Origin of the sequence: Arthrobacter ruber (assembly GCF_002954225.1) — a bacterium.
GTDB classification, from domain to species: Bacteria; Actinomycetota; Actinomycetes; order Actinomycetales; family Micrococcaceae; genus Arthrobacter_D; species Arthrobacter_D ruber.
In genome coordinates this window covers 410,399-428,908 of sequence record NZ_PPTH01000016.1, presented here as the reverse complement: position 1 = coordinate 428,908, position 18,510 = coordinate 410,399, and the positions used below count along the sequence as shown (strand labels likewise).

The 18,510-nt window shown below is 70.6% G+C and carries 20 protein-coding genes; 13 read left to right on the top strand and 7 right to left on the bottom strand.

What is annotated here, in order from left to right; all coding sequences use genetic code 11:
- Positions 1-76 precede the first annotated feature (76 nt).
- The 3 genes from CI785_RS10645 to CI785_RS10635 are packed head-to-tail and all read left to right on the top strand — an operon-like array spanning position 77 to position 2,777.
- Positions 77-688 (top strand): hypothetical protein, encoded by a 612-nt coding sequence (locus tag CI785_RS10645; protein ID WP_105032042.1) that lies wholly within the window; start codon positions 77-79, stop codon positions 686-688.
- A gap of 44 nt (positions 689-732) precedes the next feature.
- Positions 733-1,116: a hypothetical protein gene (locus CI785_RS10640; RefSeq protein WP_105032041.1), complete on the top strand. Its 384-nt coding sequence runs from the start codon at positions 733-735 to the stop codon at positions 1,114-1,116.
- A 32-nt stretch (positions 1,117-1,148) separates the two neighbouring features.
- The gene (locus CI785_RS10635) at positions 1,149-2,777 is read left to right on the top strand and encodes an AAA family ATPase (protein WP_105032040.1); all 1,629 of its coding nucleotides are present in this window, start codon (positions 1,149-1,151) and stop codon (positions 2,775-2,777) included.
- A gap of 60 nt (positions 2,778-2,837) precedes the next feature.
- Here CI785_RS10635 and CI785_RS10630 read toward each other — a convergent pair whose 3' ends face one another.
- A complete protein-coding gene (locus CI785_RS10630) occupies positions 2,838-3,383 on the bottom strand; it encodes a CGNR zinc finger domain-containing protein (protein ID WP_105032039.1) in 546 nt (181 codons plus the stop codon).
- 86 nt (positions 3,384-3,469) lie between these two features.
- On the opposite strand from CI785_RS10630, the gene CI785_RS10625 reads away from it, so the two are divergent.
- Both CI785_RS10625 and CI785_RS10615 read left to right on the top strand, forming a co-directional pair.
- Positions 3,470-4,444, top strand: coding sequence for an EamA family transporter (locus CI785_RS10625; protein WP_105032038.1), 975 nt, complete (start codon positions 3,470-3,472; stop codon positions 4,442-4,444).
- A 171-nt stretch (positions 4,445-4,615) separates the two neighbouring features.
- Complete coding sequence (locus CI785_RS10615; RefSeq protein ID WP_338064899.1) at positions 4,616-5,620, top strand: dihydrofolate reductase family protein; 1,005 nt, start codon at positions 4,616-4,618, stop codon at positions 5,618-5,620.
- Here CI785_RS10615 and CI785_RS10610 read toward each other — a convergent pair.
- From CI785_RS10610 to CI785_RS10600, 3 genes are read right to left on the bottom strand one after another with little or no spacing between them, the layout of a single operon-like run.
- A complete protein-coding gene (locus tag CI785_RS10610; RefSeq protein ID WP_105032037.1) occupies positions 5,591-7,882 on the bottom strand; it encodes a heavy metal translocating P-type ATPase in 2,292 nt (763 codons plus the stop codon). The two genes, CI785_RS10615 and CI785_RS10610, sit on opposite strands and share 30 nt — an antisense overlap.
- Before the next feature lies 1 nt (position 7,883).
- A complete protein-coding gene (locus CI785_RS10605; protein WP_105032036.1) occupies positions 7,884-8,108 on the bottom strand; it encodes a heavy-metal-associated domain-containing protein in 225 nt (74 codons plus the stop codon).
- 32 nt (positions 8,109-8,140) lie between these two features.
- Entirely contained in the window at positions 8,141-8,470 is a 330-nt protein-coding gene (locus CI785_RS10600; protein ID WP_105032035.1) for a metal-sensitive transcriptional regulator, read from the bottom strand.
- Between the two features lie 151 nt (positions 8,471-8,621).
- On the opposite strand from CI785_RS10600, the gene CI785_RS10595 reads away from it, so the two are divergent.
- From CI785_RS10595 to CI785_RS10575, 5 genes are all read left to right on the top strand, one after another.
- Positions 8,622-9,284 (top strand): DUF305 domain-containing protein, encoded by a 663-nt coding sequence (locus CI785_RS10595; RefSeq protein WP_105032034.1) that lies wholly within the window; start codon positions 8,622-8,624, stop codon positions 9,282-9,284.
- Positions 9,285-9,410: 126 nt separating this feature from the next.
- Positions 9,411-10,064, top strand: a complete 654-nt coding sequence (locus CI785_RS10590; protein WP_105032033.1) for a DUF3105 domain-containing protein — start codon at positions 9,411-9,413, stop codon at positions 10,062-10,064.
- Between the two features lie 186 nt (positions 10,065-10,250).
- Complete coding sequence (locus CI785_RS10585) at positions 10,251-10,466, top strand: hypothetical protein (RefSeq protein WP_105032032.1); 216 nt, start codon at positions 10,251-10,253, stop codon at positions 10,464-10,466.
- A 4-nt stretch (positions 10,467-10,470) separates the two neighbouring features.
- On the top strand, positions 10,471-11,571 hold the full coding sequence (locus CI785_RS10580) for an alanine racemase (RefSeq protein ID WP_105032031.1): 1,101 nt from the start codon (positions 10,471-10,473) through the stop codon (positions 11,569-11,571).
- A 77-nt stretch (positions 11,572-11,648) separates the two neighbouring features.
- On the top strand, positions 11,649-12,572 hold the full coding sequence (locus CI785_RS10575; RefSeq protein ID WP_157940235.1) for a TPM domain-containing protein: 924 nt from the start codon (positions 11,649-11,651) through the stop codon (positions 12,570-12,572).
- Here CI785_RS10575 and CI785_RS10570 read toward each other — a convergent pair.
- Complete coding sequence (locus tag CI785_RS10570; protein ID WP_240615131.1) at positions 12,566-14,179, bottom strand: peptide chain release factor 3; 1,614 nt, start codon at positions 14,177-14,179, stop codon at positions 12,566-12,568. The two genes, CI785_RS10575 and CI785_RS10570, sit on opposite strands and share 7 nt — an antisense overlap.
- A 109-nt stretch (positions 14,180-14,288) precedes the next feature.
- On the opposite strand from CI785_RS10570, the gene CI785_RS10565 reads away from it, so the two are divergent.
- Positions 14,289-15,125 (top strand): alpha/beta fold hydrolase, encoded by an 837-nt coding sequence (locus tag CI785_RS10565; protein WP_105032029.1) that lies wholly within the window; start codon positions 14,289-14,291, stop codon positions 15,123-15,125.
- Positions 15,118-15,687: a TetR-like C-terminal domain-containing protein gene (locus tag CI785_RS10560; protein ID WP_105032028.1), complete on the top strand. Its 570-nt coding sequence runs from the start codon at positions 15,118-15,120 to the stop codon at positions 15,685-15,687. Before CI785_RS10565 ends, CI785_RS10560 begins: the two co-directional genes overlap by 8 nt.
- Before the next feature lie 61 nt (positions 15,688-15,748).
- On the opposite strand, the gene CI785_RS10555 is transcribed toward CI785_RS10560, so the two are convergent.
- Entirely contained in the window at positions 15,749-16,321 is a 573-nt protein-coding gene (locus tag CI785_RS10555; RefSeq protein ID WP_105032027.1) for a GNAT family N-acetyltransferase, read from the bottom strand.
- A gap of 200 nt (positions 16,322-16,521) precedes the next feature.
- On the opposite strand from CI785_RS10555, the gene CI785_RS10550 reads away from it, so the two are divergent.
- Positions 16,522-16,785, top strand: coding sequence for a WGxxGxxG family protein (locus CI785_RS10550; protein WP_205753604.1), 264 nt, complete (start codon positions 16,522-16,524; stop codon positions 16,783-16,785).
- A gap of 96 nt (positions 16,786-16,881) precedes the next feature.
- Here CI785_RS10550 and CI785_RS10545 read toward each other — a convergent pair whose 3' ends face one another.
- Positions 16,882-18,459, bottom strand: a complete 1,578-nt coding sequence (locus CI785_RS10545; RefSeq protein ID WP_105032026.1) for an MFS transporter — start codon at positions 18,457-18,459, stop codon at positions 16,882-16,884.
- Positions 18,460-18,510 lie beyond the last annotated feature (51 nt).

Sequence of the window (18,510 nt, the reverse complement as noted above, 5' to 3'; positions counted from 1 at the left end):
GCGATCAGGATCGGGGGGCGGGGACTAAACTGGACACGCCGGAGTCCGCCCGGCCCGCACCCCAGGAAGGCCCTCCATGGCTGCTGCATCGCCCGCCCCGGCCGCCGGCCGCGGTACTGCCGACCTCCTGGTGTGGAGACCTTTCCTGGTCCGTGCCGCGGTGAGCGCCGTGTTCGGGCTGGTGACGATCTTCTGGCGAGAGCCCTCCACCCTCGTGATGTCCGTCGCGGGCGGTCTCTACCTCCTGCTGGTTGGCGCCGCCTACCTCTGGGCGCACCGCATGACCCACTGGGGTTCCCAGGGGAGGCTGCTCACCGACATCGGCGGCGGTCTGCTCCTCGGAGCGGGTATCGCGAGTTTCGTGTTCGTCGACGATCGCAGCTTCGCCTTCGCGGGCGCTGTGGCGCTGGTGGTGGCCGGCGCCGCCGAACTGGTCCGCGGGCTCGCGGTCCGCACTCATGCCGCGGCGCGGGACCTCGTCGTCGTCGGGGTGGTGGGCATGGTGACGGGCGGGATCCTCCCGTTCGTCGAGCAGCTCGGTGCGCACGCCCTGCTCGGCGTGACAGGTGGCGGGGCGCTGCTCACCGCCGTCGTGCTCGGCATCGCCGGGCTGAGTTACCGGCACGATTCAGCGCTCGGCGCATTGCCGGGATCCGGCGCCGCCGCCGAACCGGACCCCGTAAACTAAACCTCTACGCCTCGTAGAAATACCGCAGTACGGAAGGAGTGCCCATGGCCAGGCGCCAGCCGGGGAAACCCACGCAGGGACGATTCCGTCATGGCATCAAGGCGCCCCTCGTCTTCTCGGCCGTCCTGGCCGTGGTGGCCGGGGTTGCTACCTCGATCTTCGCCACAGGGGGCGGCGCCCAGGAGTTGCGCGTCGACCTGGGCCTCACGGCGGCCGGGATCGCCTTCATCGCCTCCCTCGTGATCTGCGCGATGCTCATGATGGCCGAGACCCCGAACCCCGAGCACCTCAGCGAGGGTTCCGGCGTACACCGCTCGTCGGCGAAGCCCGACCGGCGCACCGGCACCACGCAGCCGGCCCCCGAGCGCGACGATGAGCGCGACGATGAGCCGCGCTTCGGCGAGCGCCTGCCGAAGCAGGACACCTAGCACCGGCCGGGTGGTCCTGTTAGCCTCCCTCCATGGGGGAAGACATAGCAGGATTCATGAGGGACTTCGGCGCCATGGTGCGTCTCGTGCAGGAGGCGCAGCCGCGCTCGGCCCGAGGTAGGGAGCTCCTCGACACGCTCAGTGCGCACCTGGGTGCCGATGCGGGCGGTGTCGCGGTGGTCGTCGAGGAGGTGGCCGCCCACCGCTTTGTCGACGCCGACATCGTCCTCACCGACCTCGCGGGACAGGATGCGCGGCTCGTCGGGGTCGGTGGAGGGGACCAGCGCCACCACTCGTCGCTCAGCGACATGCTCCAGCAGTCCGAGGTGTACGGGAACTACCCGCTCGCGCAGCCGGACTTCGTGAACCTGCCCGTCGGACCCGACCGGCAGCGCCAGGCCGTGGCCCTCGGGCTGCGGCTCTTCCAGCGCGACGGCGTGCCCCTCGCCGTCCTGCAGCGCAAGGCCGAACCCCGGTTCGGTCGCCAGACCGCCCTGCTCGAGGTTCTCTGCACGGACACGGCGGTCACGGCGGGCCTGCTCGCCGAGTTCCGTCAGCGCCTGCAGAGCGAGAGCGTCCTGAAGGGCCAGATCCTGTCCTTCAGCATGGAGGACTTCGGCCCGAGCAGTGCCGGCGTCACCTTCCACCACCGGCCGTTCATCACCGCGGACGACGTCGTCCTCCCCGAGGGGCTCCTGAACCGCGTCAGGGAGCACGCCCTCGGCATCGCCGCCCACCGGGATGCGCTCGTGGCGGCCGGCCAGCACCTCAAGCGGGGCATCCTGCTGTACGGCCCGCCGGGCACGGGCAAGACCCACACGGTCCGGTACCTGCTGAGCCAGAGCGAGGGCACGACGGCGATCCTGCTGGCCGGTGGGACCCTCGCGCACGTCGCGGAGGCGGCCCGTACTGCGCGCGCCCTGCAGCCGTCCATCGTGGTGCTCGAGGACTGCGACCTGATCGCGGAGGACCGCAGCTTCGGGCACGGCCCCCAGCCCCTGCTGTTCGAGGTGCTGGACGCCATGGACGGCCTGGACGCCGACGCCGACGTCACCTTCGTGCTGACCACCAATCGCGTCGACATGCTCGAACGGGCGCTCGCCCAGCGGCCCGGACGTGTGGACCTCGCGGTGGAGGTGCCGTTGCCCGCCGAGCACGAACGCGCCGCCCTGCTGCGGCTGTACGCCGGCGACCTGCCGTTCAGTGCGGGGACGATCGGTGCGGCGGCGGGTCGGACCGAGGGCACGACGGCGTCCTTCACGCGCGAGCTCGTGCGCCGTGCCGTCCTCGCGGCGGCGCTGCAGGGCGTGCCGGTCGCGGATGGGCACCTGCTCAGCGCGGTGGACGAGCTGATGGCGGACAGCGCGTCGCTGACGAGGAGCCTGCTCGGCAGCAACCGTCAGGGACAGGACGACGGTATGTCCGCCGTGCCGGGCGGCGGGGGATGGGCGCCCGGGGCGACGACGTACTCCCGGAGCTATTCGCCGGCCTACGGGTCCTCGCTCTCCAGCTCCTTCGACGGCCCGGGGCAGCCAGGGTTCGCCGACGGCGGCTACTCGGAGGACGGCTTCCCGGAGGACGGCGTGGAGAGCATCGGCGTCGAGGGCGCCGGGCCGGACAGGCACGGCTTCCCGGGTCCCGGGGACGACAGCGGGCACTAGTGCCCGCCGGGGGAGGAGCCGCACGACCCGGGTGGGCTTCGGCGACGGGCGGAGCACGACTCAGGCGGTCTGCGCCTTCCGTGCCCGATAGGCCTTCACATGGGTGCGGTTCCCGCAGTTCCCGGTGTCGCAGAACCGCTTGGAGCGATTGCGGCTGAGGTCGAGCACCACGCCGTCGCAGTCCTCGGCGGCGCAGGACCGCAGGCGGTCGAGCTCGTGCCCGCGGATGACGTCGGCGAGGGCCATCGCGGCCTCCGTGGCCATGCGTTCCTCGAGCGGCGCCTCGGGAGCCGTGGCGTGGAGGTGCCAGTCCCACTCGTCGTGGCGGACCAGTTGGGGGAGGGCGTTGGCGCGGCGCAGGATCGCGTTGACGAGGGCGACGGCGTCGTCCTCCTCCGCGAACCAGATCACCTCCAGCTCGGTCCGCAGGGCGCGCACCGATCGCAGTTCCGCCTCGGTGTGCGTCCGGGACCCGGAGAAGCGCTGCTCCTCGAGGAAACGGTCCAGTCCGTCGAGGGTGTCCAGCGGATCGGTGTCCTCCCTGCCGGTGTTGATGAGCGCGGCCGCAGAGGCGAGCGCCACCTCCGTGTCATAAGTGAAAGACATGTTGACTCCTGACAACGCCGACGCCTAGTGTCATGACCATAGTCACCTTTAGCCCGTGACATCAACTCGACCCGAAGGGAGCGGACGTGACCCTGCGCCCCGCCGCCGGCCTCTGGATAGCCCTCATCTCCGCTGCGGCGTTCGGCGTCTCCGGCCCCTTCGCGAAGTCGCTCCTCGAGATCGGCTGGAGCCCCGGCGCCGCCGTCGGTCTCCGTATCGGAGGCGCCGCGGTCGTGCTCCTCGTCCCGGTCCTGATCGCCCTGCGCGGCCGCTGGTCCACGATGCGGGGCAACGCGCTGACCATCATCATCTACGGCACCACGGCGATCGCCCTGTGCCAGCTGTTCTACTTCAACGCCGTCCAGCGCATGTCCGTCGGCGTCTCTCTGCTCCTCGAGTACCTGGCGCCCGTGCTGATCGTCGGATTGCTCTGGCTGCGCTCCCGGAAGGCGCCGCACCTGCTGACCATGATCGGGTCGGTCACCGCGATCCTCGGGCTCCTGCTCGTCCTCGACCTCACGGGCGACGCCCGGCTGGACCCGGTCGGCGTGCTCTTCGGCCTCGGCGCGGCCGTCTGCCTCGTGGTCTTCTTCCTCATGTCCGCGAAGGTGGACGAGTCCCTGCCGCCACTGGTCATGGCTGGTGGCGGGACGGTGGTCGGAGCGGTCACCATCCTGCTGCTCGGTGTCACGAACATCATGCCGTTCCGCTTCGTGTTCTCGGACGTGCAGCTGGCGGGGCGCACGTTCAGCTGGCTCGTCCCCGTGGCCGTCCTCGTCCTCGTGGCGACGGTGGCCGCCTATGTGACGGGCATCGTCGCGGCGCAGCGCCTGGGCTCCAAGGTGGCGAGCTTCGTCGCGCTGACCGAGGTCATGTTCGCGGTACTCGCCGCCTGGCTGATCCTCGGCGAGCTGCCCGGTGCGGTGCAGTTGCTCGGCGGCCTCCTGATCGTCGTCGGTGTGGTGTGCGTGCGGCTCGACGAGCTCCGCTCCGCGCCCGACGGCGGCGAGCCGGCCGCGCTCGACCTGCCCAATCCGGTGGAGCCGCTGCCGCGACCGTGAGCAGCCGGGCCGCGTAGCGGACTCCGGCACGCAGCATCTTGACCTGCTGCCCGGCGTCCCCTGTTATTGCTTCACGCCTTCCGGGGACCACCTCCGGGACCACCTGGCGGCACCACGGTGGAGCTCTCGAGTTTCGCGAGGCCCGACCACAGGCCCGGGTCGCCCGCGGCGATGGCCAACGAGCTGGGCCTGCGCAACGTGGCCTTCGAGGTGGACGACCTCCAGGGGGAGGTCGACCGGCTGACCGGGGAGGGGTACGGGCTGGTCGGCGGCATCGGCCAGTACGAGGGGATCTGGCGGATGGCGTACGTGCGGGGCCCTGAGAGCATCATCGTGTCCTGGCCGAGCGGATCGGGTGACGTCCGGCCCGTGGTGGCGGGCCTGACGGTGGCATCCGTGGCTCCCACCCGAGCCGGCGACGACGCGGGAGTCGTGTCGACACGGTCGATGATTCTGCGCCTGTCCATCCGTCTGAAGAGGTGCACCACCAATCCACGTGGAGAAGGGAAGCAGCACATGGGACGGATCAGCGTTCTGGAGAGCATCACCCTGGACGGTGTCATGCAGGGCCCCGGCCGGCCGGACGAGGACACGCGCGGCGCTTTCACGCACGGCGGGTGGGGGGTCGGATACCAGGACCACGTGTCCATGGAGTTCATGGGCGAGGGGATGGCCGGAGGGGGAGTGATGCTGTTCGGCCGGCGGACCTACGAGGACCTGCTCGCCTACTGGACGGCCACCACCGAACCGAACCCGTTCACCGACCACCTCACGCACGTGCAGAAGTACGTGGTGTCCCGCTCGTCCTCCACGGATCTCGGGTATCCGAACTCGGTCCTGCTCAGTGGCGACGCGCCCCGGACGGTCCGCCGGCTGAAGGAGGACGCAGACGGCGACATCACCGTCCTGGGGAGCGGGGAGCTCGTCCGCGCCCTGCATGCGGCCGGCCTCGTGGACGAATACATCCTCCAGGTCCACCCCATCGTGCTCGGATCCGGGGCCCAGCTGTTCGGGCGTTCGGACCGCTCGGACCTGATGCTCGAGCGGTCCGTCACCACGACCACCGGGGTGATCATCGCGCACTACGCCGTGGCTCCGCGCCACCCGGACCCGGAGGAGGATGCGGGGCGTCCGACGGGCGACCGTCTACCGGCCGAAGCTGCGCAGCCTCAGTGAGTTGGCGACGACGAGCACCGAGCTCGCCGCCATCGCCGCCCCGGCCAGCATCGGGTTGAGCAGCCCGAGGGCCGCGACGGGGATGCCCACGGCGTTGTAGAAGAACGCCCAGAAGAGGTTGCCCTTGATGGTGCTGAGCGTGCGGCGCGAGAGTTCGATCGCCTGGGCCACCTGCGCCAGGCTGTTGCCCATCACCGTGAGATCCGCCGCCTCGATGGCGACATCCGTGCCGGAGCCCATCGCGATGCCCAGGTCCGCCTGGGCCAGGGCCGCTGCGTCGTTGACGCCATCGCCTGCCATGGCCACGGTGGCTCCCGCGGCCTGGAGTTCGCGGACGGCGTCCACCTTGCCCTCGGGCGTGACTCCTGCGCGCACGTCCGCGGGGTCGATCCCGACGGCGGCGGCCACCTGCAGGGCGACGGCACGGTTGTCGCCCGTGAGCAGCACGGGGCGCAGGCCGAGGCGGCGCAGGCGGTCGATGGCGTCCGCCGAACCGTCCTTGACGGTGTCGGACAGGGTGATGAAACCGGCGACGGCGTCCCCCACCGCCACCCACACGGCGGTTCTCCCCGTGGCCTCGGCCGCACCGAACGCCGCCGTTTCGGCGTCGGTCGGGTGGATGCCGTTCCGGGCGAGCCAGGCGGCCCGTCCGGCGGTGACGGTGACGCCGTCGACCTCCCCGCGCACGCCGCCTCCCGGGGCGCTCGAGAAGTTGCCCGCTTCCGGCAGCCGGCCGTGTCCGGCGGCGTGCCGTGCGATGGCCTGCGCGATCGGGTGCTCGCTCGCCGCTTCGACGGCGCCCGCGAGGCGCAGTACCTGGGCCGTGGAGACGGCACCGGAGCCGGACGGCGCAGGGGCACCGGATGCGTCGGGAGTGCCCGGCAGGACGACGACGTCGTCGACGGCCATGGTGCCGGTGGTGACCGTGCCCGTCTTGTCCAGCACGATGGTGTCCACCGTCCGGGTGTCCTCGAGGACCTGGGGTCCGCGGATGAGGATGCCCAGCTGGGCGCCGCGCCCGGTGCCGGTCAGCAGTGCCGTCGGCGTCGCAAGACCCAGGGCGCAGGGGCAGGCGATGACCAGCACGGTCACGGACGCGGTGAACGCGGCGTCGAGGTCGCCGGTGAGGACGAGCCACAGGACGAACGTGAGGACCGCCAGGGCGAGGACCACGGGGACGAAGACGGCACTGATGCGGTCGGCGAGCCGGGCGATGCGCGCCTTGCCGCTCTGCGCCTGGCTGACCAGGCGGCCCATAGAGGAGAGCACGGTGTCGGCGCCGACGCGCGTCGCCCGCACCACGAGCCGGCCGGAGGCGTTGATGGTCGCGCCCGTGACGGCGTCGCCCGGGCCCACCTCCACGGGGATGCTCTCGCCGGTGAGGAGGGCGGCGTCGACGGCGCTGTGGCCGTCCAGGACGACGCCGTCGGTCGCGATCTTCTCGCCGGGCCGCACCACGAACTCGTCGCCGGGGATCATCACGTCCACGGGCAGGGTGACCTCCGTGCGCTCGCCGTCGACGTCGCGCAGCACGTGGGCCTCCTTGGCGCCGAGGCTCAGGAGCGACTTCAGCGCATTCCCGGCCCGCTGCTTGGCGGAGGCCTCGAGGAAGCGTCCGAGCAGCAGGAACGTCACGACGACGGCAGCCACCTCGAAATAGAGCGAGGGGGCATCCATCGCCATGCCCTCTCCGCCGCCGTGCTCGGTCAGTGTGGGATCGCCCACCAACTGCCAGGCCGAGAACAGGAACGCCGCGGTGACGCCGATCGAGACGAGCGTGTCCATCGTGGAGGACAGGTGGCGCGCATTGACGGCCGCCGCGCGGTGGAACGGCCAGGCGGACCAGGTCACCACGGGCAGGGCAAGGGCGAACACCACCCAGCCCCAGTTCGCGAACTGCAGGGCGGGCACCATGGAGATCAGCAGCACCGGGACGGACAGGACGGCGGCGAGGACCAGTCGGGCTGCGAGGAGCGACGGCGCGACGTCGTGGTCATGGTCGTGCCCGGGCCGATCGGGGTGCACCACGTGTGCGCCGTACCCCGTGGCCACGACGGTGTCGATCAGGTCCTGGTCGCTGACGGTCCCAGGGACCCGGACGACGGCGCTCTCCAGCGGCAGGTTGACACTCGCCTCGACGCCGTCGAGCTTGCCGAGCTTCCGCTCGACGCGGCCCACGCACGAGGCGCACGTCATGCCCTGGATGGCGAGTTCGACGACGCGCTGCTCCTGCCCGGCGCCCGGGATCTGCTGGGTGGTCATGTCAGGAGCCGGCGGGCACCACGGTGTAGCCGGCCTCGGCGACGGCTTCGTCGATCGAGGCGGCGTCCAGCGGTGCCGAGGACGAGATGGTGGCGGTGGACGCGCCGCCGGTGACGAGGTCCACGTCGACGGTCTCGACGCCGGGCAGCCCGGAGAGTTCGCTCTTCACGGCGCTGACGCAGTGACCGCAGGTCATACCGGTGATGCTGACGGTGGTGGTGGTCATGGTTGTTCTCCCTAGGTGGTTGTCGTGGTGGTCTAGCGCAGGAGCCGGCCGATCGCCGCCGTCGCCTCCTGGACCTTCTCCTGGACGGCATCGTCGCTGCCCGATGCCTGGGACTCCTGTGCCGCTCCGACGACGCAGTGCGAGATGTGCTCCTCGAGCAGCCCCATGGAGACGGCGTGGAGGGCCTTGTTGACGGCCGCGACCTGCGTGAGGACGTCGATGCAGTACTTGTCCTCCTCGACCATGCGGGCGATCCCGCGCACCTGGCCCTCGATGCGCCGGAGGCGCTTGAGGTAGGCGTCCTTGTCCGCGGTGTAGCCGTGCGGCGCGGCGTTCTCGGTGCCTGGTCCGGCAGTGATCATGAAGTGGCCCCTTTCCTCCGGTCAACAATACCCTTGGGGGGTATAACGCACCAGTGTTCGGCGCCATTCCCGCAGGATCTCCACGTCGAGGAAACATCCAGCACGGTGCCGTACGGTTACTGATTGCCGACCCCCCGACCCAAGGACGCCCATGACCATCTCGCTGTCCGGCTGGCAGAAGCGCGTGCTCCTGGCTCTCGCCGGGATCGCAGTCCTCGCGCTCTTCGCGCTGGCATTCACTGCCGGACGCGTCTCCTCGGGCCCCTCCTACCCGGGCACCACGAGTGCGGATGCCGGGTTCGCCCGCGACATGCAGGTGCACCACAACCAGGCGGTCGAGATGTCGATGATCGTGCGCGACAACGCCACCGATGAGACGCTCCGCTCGATCGCCTACGACATCGCGCTCACCCAGCAGCAGCAGGCAGGGCAGATGTACGCGTGGCTCGAGGAGTGGGGGTTGGACCAGAGCAGTTCCCAGACGCGCATGGAGTGGATGGCCGCCGGCGCCGGCGATCACGGCGGCATGGCCATGGGTGCGGGGACGGACGGCGCGTCCATGCTCACCCCGGACGGCCTGATGCCCGGCATGGCGACCGAGGCCCAGCTCGACGAGCTGCGCGACGCGCGCGGTGAGGACGCCGAGCGGCTGTACCTGAACCTGATGATCGATCACCACGAAGCGGGCGTGGACATGGCCGCGGCCGGCGCTGAGCTCGCACGGACGGAGCAGGTCCGCTCCCTGGCCACGAAGATCCAGTCGGGCCAGCAGGCCGAGATCACGCTCATGCAGACCATGCTCGACGCCCTGTAGTCCGGATCCGCGAACCGCCCGGCAGGGTCGGTCCGAGGCACTGCAGGGCCCCGCCGGTAGATTGGTTTCCGGCGCTAACCGATTCGCGGTGAACGCCGCAGCCATCCCAGCACCGAAGGAAACCCGTTGAACAAGAAGCGATCCCAGGAGAACCAGGACCGTCAGGCGCGCCTCGCCGCCATCCAGGCCGAGCAGCGGGCCGGTGAACGCAAGCGCAACGCCCTGATCTTCGGCGGCATCGGCGCCGTGATCCTGGCCATCATCATCGCGGTGACCCTGGTGATCGTGAACCAGATCCAGGACAACCAGCGTCGTGACGCAGCGGCCTCGCAGGAGATCGAAGGCGTCCAGGAGTACCCCGATGTGGCGTTCGAGCACGTCGACGGGCCGGTCGAGTACGAGCAGTCGCCCCCTGTGGGCGGGAACCACAACCCGATCTGGACCAACTGCGGCGTCTACACGGAAGCCGTGCCCAACGAGAACTCGGTGCACTCCATGGAGCACGGGGCCGTCTGGATCACGTACAACCCGGACATCGGGCAGGAGGAGATCGACAAGCTGACCGAGCTGGTGGGCACGCGCTCCTACGTGCTGCTCAGCCCGTACCCCGATCTCGACACGCCGATCGCCGCCAGCGCCTGGGGCCTGCAGCTGAAAGTCGATTCCGCGGACGACGCGCGGCTCGGCACCTTCCTGGACAAGTACATCCAGGGCGAGCAGACCCGCGAACCGGGTGCAGCCTGCTCCGGTGGGACGACTCCGGCGGGACGCGCCTCCTAGCTCCCGTCCCCGGGTACGACGGCGCGGTGCCGGTGACGGCGTGCCGTGCCGTCGTCGTACCGTCCTGGACGCGCTCCGTCCAGCGCGGGCCGGCACGAACCCGCCGGCCCTTCGGTCCTCCGCCCCCGGTATCGTTGCAGCGCCGGGAGGTTCGCTCCCGGACGCGAGGCGAGCGGGAGGTCGACCATGACCCACGATCGGGCATCCGGGGAGATCTCCCTGCCGGGCCAGCTCCAGGACAGGGTGCTGCGGAGCTCCGACATCCACGACTTCCCCGACGGGCCGGCGAAGCTCGCCGCCGACGTCCTGTCCTCCGACGGCCCCTGCCTCCGTTCGGCCCGCGCAGCGGCTGCGGTCGTCACGTCGACCAGGCAGCTCCCCGAGATGCACGTCGACTCCTGATCCGATGGTGGCTTCCGATGTGAGGGATGTGGCGACACCTGCCGTCGTCGTCGACCTCGATGTCCTCGAGCGCAACATCACCGACATGGCACGGTCCGCCGCGGAGCGGGGACTGGCCCTGCGGCCGCATGCCAAGACCCACAAGATCCCGCAGATAGCCCGGCGCCAGCTTGCTGCAGGAGCTGTAGGGCTGACGGTGGCGACGCTCGGGGAGGCCGAGGTCTTCGCGGCCAGTGGTGTCCCCGACATCTTCATCGCCTACCCGCTGTGGGTGGACCAGCGGGCCGCTGCGCGATTGCTCGCCCTGACGGAGCGCACCCAGGTGACCCTCGGCGTGGATTCCGCGGAGGGTGCACTGCAACTGGCGCGCGTCCTGGGCGGTTCCGCCTCCCGGGTGGCGGTGCGCGTGGAGCTGGACAGCGGCCATCATCGCAGCGGCGTGCCTTCCGACCGCGCCCTCGGGGTTGCCCTCGCAGCCTCGGAGGTAGGGCTCGCGGTCACGGGGCTCTTCACCTTCCCGGGTCACAGCTACCAGCCGGGAGCCGCGTCCTCGGCGGCCGCGGACGAGCAGCAGACCCTCTGCGCGGCAGCGGCCGCCCTGCGGAAGGGGGGCTTCGCGGACCTCGAGCTCAGCGGCGGGTCGACTCCGTCGGCGTCCCTTGCATCGGGGAGCACCCTGACGGAGCTGCGTCCCGGCGTCTACGTCTTCGGTGACGCCCAGCAATGGGAACTCGGCCACTGCGCTCCGGAGAACATCGCGCTCACCGTCGAGAGCACCGTGGTCAGCCGCTCGTCGGGAACCGACGGACGGGCGGACCGCCTGGTCCTCGATGCCGGCAGCAAGGTGCTCGGCAGCGACAGGGCGGCCTGGGCCACAGGTCACGGCCGCCTGGTCGACCATCCCGACGCCCGCATCATCGCCCTGTCGGAACACCACGCGACGGTCGAATGGGCCGCCGCGCGAATGCCTCCGTTGGGGACGCGGCTGCGCGTCGTTCCCAACCACGTGTGCCCCACGGTCAATCTCGTGGACGAGGTGCAGGTGGTGCGCGACGGCGTCATCGAGGACCGCTGGAGGGTCGCTGCGCGCGGCAGGAACAACTAGGCGACCCCGGAACGGTTCCTGGCCCACGGCACGGAAGATCCGCAGGCCACCGACCCGTAGCGCTGCCTAGACTGTCGGTGAGCGGAACGCCTCCCGGGTTCCGCATGGTCGAGGGGAGCACCATGAAGCTCGTTCGAAGCGCAGGGCGGACCGCGGGGGCCACCGCCCTGCTCCTGCTGGTCATTACGGGGTGCGGTGGCGGCGGGACGGCCCCGGTGCCGGAACCGCCGGCGCAGGGCAACGTGCTCGATGCCGCCGACGTCCTGACCGCCGCGCAGGAGCAGGAACTGAACGTCCTCCTCGACCAGCAGAATGCTCGTACGGACGCCGCGCGCGTGGCCGTCCTGACCGTCGAGGACGCGAGGGGATCCATCGAGGACTTCGCCCGCTCGGTCGCGACCGACTGGGGCGTCGGGGACGACGGGGCCGAGAACGGCGTGCTCGTGGTCGCGGACACCGCGGAGCGCGAACTGCGCATCGAGGCCGCCGACGGCGTGCGCGAGACGTTCTCCGACGACGACGCCGAGGAGGTCATCGAGGACGTCCTCGAGCCGGCGTTCGCCGACGAGGAGTACGCCCGGGGGCTCACGGAGGCGGTCGGCCAGATCTATGGCTACGCGCAGGGCCAGGATCCGGTGGAGGAGCCCTTCGACTGGGTGCTCTTCGGCTGGGTGGCGGGCGGCATCGCCGTGCTGCTGGGCGGGATCGTCTGGCTGCTCGCCGCGGATTCCCGCCGTCGTCGTATCATCGCGGATGAGGAGCTGAGGGCCGCCGAGCAGGCCGACCCGGACCTGCGCCTCACCGACGAGCAGCGCGACGCGTACCGCAAATACCGGTACAGCAAGCGGGGTGACGACGCCGTGTCCAACCCGGCCGTATGGCTGCCCCTCTACGCCGCCAATCCCGGGCTCTACTCCGGCGGCACCGGGGGCAACGCCTCGGGGTCCTCCTTCAACGGGGGCGGAGGCTTCAGCGGCGGAGGGGCGTCGGGCAGCTACTGATCGACGGCGGCACCGATCGGCTCGAGCACGACGTCGGGGTAGTCCTTCCTAAAGTGCCCCACCTTCCACTTGTCACCGAACACGGCGACGATCTCGCCGTCGGACCGGAACAGGATCTCGCCGCCGCGGAAGGTCTCCGGGACGCCCTGGCTCTCGGGAGCCACGCGCATGGCGAGTGTGTAGGAGAGGTTGTCGAGCGACGTCGGTGCGTTGAACTCGGTGCCGAGCCGCTCGGCCGCGACCTCGAACTGCAGGGCTCCTACGGCGGCGAGCACGGGTGCCTGGTCGCCGCGGAGGTCCGAGCGCAGCACCTGCACCACGCCCTCGTGCTCCAGCTGCTCGATCCCGCGGCGGAACTGCTTGTAGCGGCCCGGATCCTTCGCGCGCGCGACCGCGAAGAGCTCGGGGGAGAAGCGCGGGATGTCGGGGAACTGCACGGGCTGCTCGGCGAAGAGGCTGTCACCCACGCGCAGGCTCGTCGCGTTCACGAGGCCGACGACGTCGCCCGGCCACGCGGTGTCCACGACCTCGCGGCTGCGGCCGAGGACGCGGTGCGCGTACTTGGTGGCGAAGGGCTTGCCCGTGCGCTGGTTGGTGATGATCATGCCGCGCTCGAACGTGCCCGAGCAGATGCGGAGGTAGGCGATGTGGTCGCGGTGGGCGCTGTCCTGGCCGGCCTGCACCTTGAAGACGAAGCCGGACATGGGCGCGTCGATGGGCCGGGGCTCGTCCTCCTTGGACGGGCGCGGGGTGGGGGAGGGTGCCACGTCCACGAGGATGTCGAGGAGCTGCGAGACGCCGAAGTTCTTGGCGGCCGCAGCGAACAGGACGGGGGTCTGGCGGGCCGCCTCGAACTCCTCGCGGTCGAAGGACCCGTTGGAGGACTCGACGAGTCCGGACTCCTCGCGGGCGTCGAGCCAGGCGCCGGCGTCGCGCGGGTCGAGGGCGTCGATGTCCACCTCGGTCTCCGCGGCGGCCTGCGCTCCGGCCTCGACGGCCTCGAGAGCGATGGCCCGCTCCGCGCGCAGGTCGATCAGGCCCTGGAAGTCCCCGGCGATCCCTGCCGGCCAGGTCAGCGGCACCGGAGTCATGCCGGTGCGCTCGCCGACGTCGTCGATCAGGCCGAGCGCGTCCAGGCCCGGGCGGTCCCACTTGTTGATGACCGTGATGATGGGGATGTTGCGGGCCTTGCACACGGCGAGCAGCTTCACGGTCTGCGGTTCGAAGCCCTTGGCCGCATCGATCAGCATGACGGCGGAGTCCACGGCCGCGAGGACGCGGTAGGTGTCCTCGGAGAAGTCGGCGTGGCCGGGGGTGTCGACGACGTTGAGGATGGTGTCGCGGTAGGTCAGCTGCAGGGCGGCCGAGCTGATCGAGATACCACGCTCCTGCTCGATCCCCATCCAGTCGGAGACGGTGGCGTGGCGGCTCGACTTGCCGTGGGTAACGCCGGCGTCCTGGATGGCACGGGCGAGGAGCGCGAGGGCTTCGGTGAGGGTCGACTTCCCGGCGTCGGGGTGGGAGATGACGGCGAAGGTGCGACGGCGTCCGGCCTCGCGGCGGACGGCGTCGGCGTCGAGGGCGGGGGATTCGGTTAGCAGGGCCACTCCTCCATTGTCTCCCGTGCTCGGGAGATGCCCTGCCAGGGCCGTACCTGTTCGCTCAACGCATCGAGAAGCTATTGGCAATAGCTCAAAAGCTAACTACAGTATCTTTATGACGCACCAGCGATTCCTCTCCCAGCCCGGCACCCTGCAGCTGACCGTCCCCGGTGGCACTGTCGCCTACGACCTCCAGGGCGCGGGTCCGCTCGTCCTGCTGGTCCCCGGCATGGGGGAGCTGCGCTCCTCGTACCGCTTCCTCGCTCCCGCCCTCGTCGATGCCGGCTACCGGGTGGCGACGGTCGACCTCCGCGGCCACGGCGACAGCAGCGCCTCGTTCGGGTCCTACGGAGACGTCGAGACGGCCTCCGACATCACGATGCTGCTCCGCGAGCTCGCGGTGCCCGCCGTCGTCGTGGGCAATTCCATGGCCGCCGGAGCGGCCGTGATCGTCGCGGCCGAGCATCCCGCCCTCGTGGAGGGTCTCGTGCTCATCGGCCCCTTCGTGCGGGACCCCTCCTCGGTCGGAGCCCTCCAGCGCCTGCTCTTCCGGGTGATGATGGCCCGCCCCTGGGCCGCGTCCGTGTGGAACGCCTACCTGCCGAAGCTCCATGCCGGCCGGAAGCCGATGGACTTCCCCGAGTACCGGAGGGCGGTGGTGGCCGCGCTTCGACGGCCGGGCTATGCCCAGGCGTTCAGCCTGACCACCCGTACCGACCACGTCCGCGCCGGCGAGAGCCTGGCGGCGGTCCAGGCGCCCACGCTCGTGGTCATGGGGGACAAGGATCCCGATTTCCCGGATCCGCAGGCGGAGGCCACCTGGATCGGTGACGCCCTGGGCGGGTCGTCGGTCATGATCGGGGACGCCGGCCACTACCCGCAATCGCAACAGCCCGAGCAGACCTCCACTGCGATCGTCGGGTTCCTCCGTACGCTCGGACGCCATGCCTAGGGCCGGTCTGAATACCGCCGCCGTCGTCGAGCGGGCCGCGCACCTGATCGACGATCCCGGAGCCGGCGCGTTGAGCCTGGCGGCGCTCGCCGAGAGCCTGGGCGTCCGCGCACCGTCCCTGTACAAGCACATCGAGGGCATGCCCGGGCTCGAGCGCGCCCTCGTCGTCCGCGCGAAGGAGGACCTTGCGCGGGCCCTCGGCCAGGCCGCCGTCGGACGCTCCCGGGACGATGCCATCGCGGCCGTCGCCGTCGCCTACCGCACCTGGGCGCTCGGGCATCCGGGCCAGTACCCGCTGAGCATCCGCGCCCCCGTGCCGGGCGACGCCGCGGACGAGGAGGCGTCCGGGGCCCTCGTCGAGATCATCTTCAGCGTGCTCGCCGGCTACGACCTGGGCGGAAGCGACGCCGTCGATGCGACGCGCTTCCTCAGGTCCGCCCTGCACGGATTCGTGGCGCTCGAGACGGGCGGGGCCTTCGCGCTGCCGGTCAGTCAGGAGCGCAGCTTCTCCCGGCTCGTCGAGAGCGTCGCCACGGCGCTGTCCTCGTGGTCGCGGCCCTGACGGCGGCTCGCCGTCGGTCCGGCGGGCAGTAGCCCGACGGCCGCACCCTGCGCGCACCGGATCAGGCCAGCTCGAGCCGCATGAGGATGCGGGGGAACCCGTTGACCACCGAGGTGGTGTCGGCCGCTTTCGCGAAGCCGGCCCGGTCGAAGAGCTTCCGCGTGCCCACGTAGGCCATGGTCAGGTCGACCTTCCGGTTCCCGTTGTCCACAGGGTACCCCTCGATCGCCGGTGCGTCGTAGGAGCGCGCGAAGTCCACGGCGCCCGCGAGCAGATGGTGCGAGATGCCCTTCCCGCGATGCCCGGGCCGTACGCGGATGCACCACACCGACCATACGGCGGCGTCGTCGACATGCGGGATCCTGCGGTTGCGGGCGAAGCTCGTATCGGCACGGGGATGGACCGCGGCCCACCCCACCACGTCGTCACCGTCGTATGCGAGGACGCCGGGCGGCGGATCCTGGCGGCACAGGCGTCGCACGAGGTCGCCACGGTCCGAACCGGCAAGGGCCGCGTTCTCCTTCGCCGGGATGCGGTAGCTGAGGCACCAGCAGACGTTCGCGTCGGCTCGCTTCGGGCCCACGACGGCCGCGACATCGGCGAACACCGTGGCCGGACGCACCTCGATCACCATGGCCCTACTGTTCCATCCTCCTGCCCCGTGGACAACGCCCCGCCGGCCCGGGTCGGGCGACTGCGCCTGCGCGCGTACCCCGTGCTGCTCGGTCCCGGCAAGCATGTGGCGACCACCCATCCGGGCAGATGGACCGCCGAATAGTAAGTAGGCTGATGGTCTGGCTTCCACCAGGAGCCTTCCCCTACCTAAGGAACGTCATGATTCGCAAGAGCGCAGCCACCGCAGCCCTGTCCCTCGCCGTACTGATGGGCGTGGCAGCCCCGTCCACCGCCGCTGAAGAGACGGCTCCCGCCACGGAGCAGACCCAGCAGAGCGAAGAGGGCAACGGCGATGCGGGCCTGTGGGGCCTCCTCGGGCTCCTGGGTCTGGCGGGCCTCCTCAAGAAGAACAAGAAGGAGCACGTGGACCACCGGGTCAACGGCTCCTCGAGCGTGAACGATCCGAACCGCCCCGGCCACTAGGCCCTGCTTCCGGGCACGGCCCGCGGGCCGTGCCCGTCAGAACAGGCAAAGGGTCCGTTCCTCGAAGGAGCGGACCCTTTGTGGTGCTGGTGCGGCCTAGTGGTCGATCGGCGCCGCCGTCGTGCTCCGCAGGCTCCACGCGGCGAGGGCCGAGGCGCCGACCATGAGCAGGGCCGCGATGCCGGCCGTGACCGTCACGCCGCTGTCGAACGCGTGGAACGCGGAGTCACGGAGGAGGGACGCGCTGGTGGGGCCGAGCTGCGTGGCCACTTCCACCGCACCGCCGAGGGTCTCGGTGGAGGAGTCCGCCTGCGTACCGCTCAGTCCGGCGGGGAGCACCAGGTTCCGCTGGTACGACGCCAGGAGGATGCTCCCCAGCACGGCGGTGCCCAGTACGGACCCCACCTCGTAGGCGGTCTCGGAGACCGCGGACGCGGCTCCGGCCTTCGCTGCGGGAACGGTGGACAGGATGAGGTCGTTGGACACCGTCTCCGACGCCCCGACGCCGACGCCGAGGATGACGAAGGCGATCATGAGGAATCCTGCGGACCCGCCCTCCCCGAGCAGGGCGATCATCGAGTAGGCGACTGCGGAGAAGAGCAGCGAGACCGACACGACGACGTGCGGCGGCAGGCGTCGGGCGAGCGGCACGACGGCGAGGCCCGCGATGATCGTCATCAGGAGGCCCGGCAGCAGCACGAGTCCGGCGTCGAGCGGTGTGTGACCGAGGACGAGCTGCAGGTGCTGGGACACGAAGAACAGGAACCCCACGAGCGAGAAGATCGCGAGCAGGTTCACCAGGACGGCGCCGCTGAAGGCGCGCACCGTGAACAGGCGCACGTCGAGCATGGGGTCGCGCCGCTGCAGCTGGCGCATCACGAACACCGTGCCGGCGGCGACACCGATGAATGCGGCGGTCACGGAGACCAGCAGCGGCCCGCCCTTGGCGAGGTTCTTGATGGCGTAGACCACCGGCAGCATGGTCCCGATGGACAGGATGATGCTCACGTAGTCCACGCGTCCCGGGTTGCCGTCCTTCGACTCGGGGACGACGACGGGGGTCAGCACGAGCATGAGCACGAGCACGGGGACCGCGAGCAGGAAGACGGAGCCCCACCAGAAGTGCTCGAGCAGCAGACCGCCGAGCAGGGGCCCGAGCGCCGCACCGGCCGAGAAGCCCGCGGCCCAGACGGCGATGGCGATCCGGCGCTGGTTGCGGTCGATGAAGATGTTGCGGATGAGCGAGAGCGTGGAGGGCATGAGCATGGCGCCGAAGACGCCGAGCCCCACACGGGAGGCGAGGAGGAAGCCGGCGGTCGGGGCGAAGGCGGCGGCGACGGAGAACAGGGCGAATCCTGCCGCGCCGATGATGAGCAGGCGGCGACGGCCGAAGCGGTCACCGAAGCTACCCATCGCGACGAGGAGTCCCGCGAGGACCAGGGGGTAGCTGTCCACGATCCAGAGCAGCATGGTGCCGCTCGTGGCGAAGTGGCGGGAGATCTCCGGCAGGGCGAAGCTCAGTACGGTGTTGTCCACCGAGACCAGCAACACCGGCAGCATCAGCACGGCGAGGGCGAACCACTCGCGGTGACCGGCAAGGGAGGGGGAGGAGGGCTGAACGGCACGCGGGTTCACCTCGGACACACGTGCGGAAGTGGAGGGTGTAGTGGTCATGCATCGAGGCTATACCGTCCAGCCGGTACAGTACAAGAAACGTGACCGGTA